This window comes from Mucilaginibacter sp. P4_G9 (assembly GCF_056400985.1).
Genome location: NZ_JBFUKF010000510.1, coordinates 1 through 3,064 on the forward strand (window position 1 = coordinate 1; position 3,064 = coordinate 3,064).

Genomic DNA, 3,064 nt, shown 5'->3' on the forward strand with positions numbered 1-3,064 from the left:
CGTTACCAGGGGGTGAGCCTCACGGATGCAGGAGAGAAGATAGCCATAGGCATTGTACGAAAACACCGCCTTTGGGAATATTTTTTAGTAGAAAAGCTCAATTTTAAATGGGACCAGGTGCATGATATGGCCGAAGAAATGGAACACATATCATCTGAAGAATTGATAGACAGGCTTGACGAATTTATGGGCCACCCCAAACACGACCCACATGGCGACCCGATACCTGATTGCAACGGCAAATTTAAATCAATGGAGTTAAAACCCGTTTCGGCATTAACAGTTAACCAATGCGGGGTGATTTCGGGCGTACGCGATCATACATCATCGTTTTTACAATATCTCGAAAAACAGCAGCTTACCATTGGTAAAAAAGTAACTATAACCGATATTATTGAATATGATCATTCTGTGGCTTTAAAAACCGAAACAGACAAAGAAATATACATCAGCCGTGAGGTTGCTAATAATTTATTGATATCCTTATGAATAAACACGAACATAACCCCTCATTAGGTAACGTACACAGCTCAGTTCACCCCGAAAGTAAAATCGGCTGGCGCCGGATCATGGCCTTTTTGGGTCCGGCATACCTGGTTAGTGTAGGCTACATGGATCCGGGTAACTGGGCTACAGATATTGCCGGCGGCAGCGCTTTTGGTTACAAGCTTATCTGGGTGTTGTTTATATCAAACCTTATTGCCCTGTTGCTGCAGTCATTAGCTGCAAGACTGGGCATTGTACGCGGGCTCGATCTGGCACAGGCTTCCAAACGTGCTTACCCGCGTTTTGCAAACTTTTGCCTGTATGTATTGGCCCAGATAGCCATCATAGCCTGTGATCTTGCCGAGATCATCGGTATGGCCATCGGCTTAAAACTGCTTTTCAACCTGCCGCTCATATGGGGCGTATCGCTTACCATAACCGATACTGTGCTGATGCTTTACCTGATGAACAAGGGTATGCGCAAGCTTGAGGGTTTTATAATATCCATGATATTCATCATAGGTATGTCCTTTTTGATAGAGATGTTTATTGTATCCCCCGATGTAGTGGACATTGCGAAAGGTTTTATTCCGGCCAACCTGTTTAAAAACGATGCTGTTAGCCGACAAATGCTGTACATAGCCATAGGTATAATTGGGGCTACTGTAATGCCGCATAACCTTTACCTGCATTCGTCGCTGGTACAAACCCGAAAGATCACCCGTACAGATGAGGGAATGAAAGGGGCCATCCGGTTTAACCTTTTTGATACTGTGATTGCGCTTAACCTTGCTTTTTTTGTAAACGCGGCCATACTCATCCTCGCCGCAACGGCCTTTTTCAAAAATGGCTATTTCCAGGTTGCCGAGATCCAGGATGCTTATAAGCTATTGGAACACATCTTTGGGAGAATAGCTCCTGTATTGTTCGCCATAGCGCTGATAGCGTCAGGGCAAAGCTCTACTATAACAGGCACACTCGCCGGCCAGATCATTATGGAAGGCCACATTAACCTGCGCATTGAGCCATGGCTACGGCGATTGCTTACCCGTGTACTGGCCATTGTACCGGCCGTGTTTACTATACTATATTTTGGCGAGCAGGCATTAGGCAACTTGATCATACTAAGCCAGGTAGTGTTAAGCCTTCAATTGGGTTTCGCTGTAATTCCCCTCATCCACTTTACATCAGATAAGAAAAGAATGGGGAATTTTGCCATCAGCCTTAAAGTAAAAATACTGGCCTGGGCAAGCGCTGTACTGATAGTTGGACTTAATGCGAAATTAGTGGTTGATCAAATTGGCGATTGGTTAAAGGAAAACCCGCAATCGGATATATACATCTATATTTTTGTTGTGCCTATAGTAATTGGTGTTTTTTTATTACTTATATATGTTTTTCTAAGGCCAGTGCTTTATAAACATACCACCCAGGTTGCATATGTTGTTCCACATGGCATTGCAACCGCTATTAATGAGCTTGACGCCATTACCTATAAGCACTTAGCCATTACCATTGATTTTTCAAAGAACGACAAAGATTGCCTTCGCCATGCCATTATGCAAGGCGGAAAGCATGCTCATTATACATTGATCCACGTTGTGGAAACCGCCGGCGCACGCTATTACGGCGGCCAGGTGATGGATAACGAAACAAAAAGCGATGTTGATAATTTAGATCAATACGTTGAAGTAATGAAAAAGCTTGGTTACAAAGCCAAAGCCGAGATAGGTTATGGTAACCCCGCCACGGCCATTGCCGACATTGTAAACACAAATGGGATAGATTTTATAGTAATGGGCTCGCACGGGCACAAAGCTTTGAAAGACCTTATTTTTGGCACAACGGTTAATTCAGTAAGACACAAGGTAAATGTACCTGTGTTAATTGTGAAACCGCAATAGGGTACCACAACAAAGAGCAAATAAAATTTTATGTAAGTTTGCAGCTTTAGCAGCAGGATATAATGGCCGAGGATAAAATATATATAAAGAACAAAAAAGCTTATTTTGAATACCACGTACTGGATAAATACGTAGCCGGCATTAAATTGCTGGGTACCGAAATTAAATCTATCCGCGAGGGCAAAGCAAATATTAATGATGCTTTTTGCACTTTTATTAATAACCAGCTTTTTGTACGGAACCTGCACATATCAGAGTATTCTTACGGATCGTTCTACAACCATGAAGCCAAACGCGACCGTGTGCTGCTCCTCAACAAAAAAGAGCTCAAAAAACTGCTAACCCGGGGCGAAGAAAAAGGTTTGACAATTATCCCGCTTGCCCTTTTCATTAGCGAACGTGGCTTTGCCAAACTGGAGATAGGCCTTGCCCAGGGTAAAAAAACCTTTGATAAACGCGATACCATGAAAGAGCGAGATACCAAAATAGAGATGGACAGGGCGATGAAACGATAGCCCCCTGGCCCGCGCACTAATGTGCAGATATCAGATGTGCAGATTTCAAATTTCAGATGTGCAAATGAAGCCTTTCAATAATCATCTGCATATCTGTAATCTGCACACCTGCACATCTGAAGCTAAATCATCTGCATATTTTCACATCTGAAATCTGCA

Annotated in this window: 3 protein-coding genes; all 3 read left to right on the forward strand. The window is 43.1% G+C overall.

From position 1 onward, the window contains the following. Nucleotides 1-489: metal-dependent transcriptional regulator (locus tag AC1DPZ_RS24605; RefSeq protein ID WP_477408437.1), on the forward strand; the 489-nt coding region annotated here is incomplete at its 5' end. Then, nucleotides 486-2,390, forward strand: a complete 1,905-nt coding sequence (locus AC1DPZ_RS24610; protein WP_477408439.1) for an Nramp family divalent metal transporter — start codon at nt 486-488, stop codon at nt 2,388-2,390. The genes AC1DPZ_RS24605 and AC1DPZ_RS24610, both read left to right, overlap by 4 nt. A gap of 62 nt (nt 2,391-2,452) precedes the next feature. Next, nucleotides 2,453-2,905, forward strand: a complete 453-nt coding sequence (gene smpB / locus AC1DPZ_RS24615; protein WP_477408441.1) for an SsrA-binding protein SmpB — start codon at nt 2,453-2,455, stop codon at nt 2,903-2,905. The last annotated feature ends 159 nt before the right edge of the window (nt 2,906-3,064 follow it).